Here is a 773-nt window from a genome sequence, read left to right as displayed (position 1 = left end):
GCACAAAAATATAGAGCTTCTAACTTACTCGGAAATTGCAGATGTAAAAGGGTATATGGGGAATTTCAAAGTTAAAGTTAGAAAGAAAGCGACATTTGTTGATTGGATAAAATGTAACGGCTGTGATGAGTGCACAAAACATTGTCCGGTAGAGCTGAAGGACGAGTTTAACGCAAGGCTTAGCAATAGAAAGGCTATCTACAGACCTTTTCCTCAAGCAATACCGAATAAATTTACAATTGACAAAAAAGGCATTTCGCCTTGCAGGAACGCATGTCCTGCAGGAGTTAACGCGCAAGGCTATACTGCGCTAATTTCGCAAGGCAAATTCAAAGAAGCGCTTGCATTGATAAGAGAGAAAAATCCGTTTCCTGGAATTTGCGGCCGCGTGTGCCATCATCCATGCGAAGAGGAATGCAATCGTAAAGAGCTTGACGAGCCGATTGCAATTGCAGCATTGAAAAGATTCGTTGCAGATTACGAACTGAAATTAAAACAGCAAACAGCGCATGCGGAAATAACCAAAAAAGAAAAAATTGCAGTTATCGGCTCAGGACCTGCAGGCTTAACTTGCGCTTATTACTTAACAAAAATGGGCTATCCGGTAACTGTTTTCGAAGCATTACCTGTAGCAGGCGGGATGCTTGCAGTAGCGATACCTGAATACAGACTGCCTAAAAAAATACTGCAAGCTGAGATTGAGCACATTAAAGGGATAGGTGTAGAAATAAAAACAAACACAAAAATAGAAAGTATCACTAGTCTAAAAGGTT

Annotated in this window: 1 protein-coding gene; it reads left to right on the top strand. The window is 40.6% G+C overall.

Annotated features, from left to right (window positions below):
• Positions 1-773, top strand: a 773-nt coding sequence (locus tag QMD21_07825) for an NAD(P)-binding protein (GenBank protein MDI6856671.1), incomplete at both ends; no start/stop codon positions are given.

It is taken from the genome of Candidatus Thermoplasmatota archaeon (assembly GCA_030018475.1).
Lineage (GTDB): Archaea > Thermoplasmatota > JASEFT01 > JASEFT01 > JASEFT01 > JASEFT01.
The sequence above is the reverse complement of the archived record's forward strand: the minus strand, read 5'-3'. Positions and strand labels throughout refer to the sequence as shown.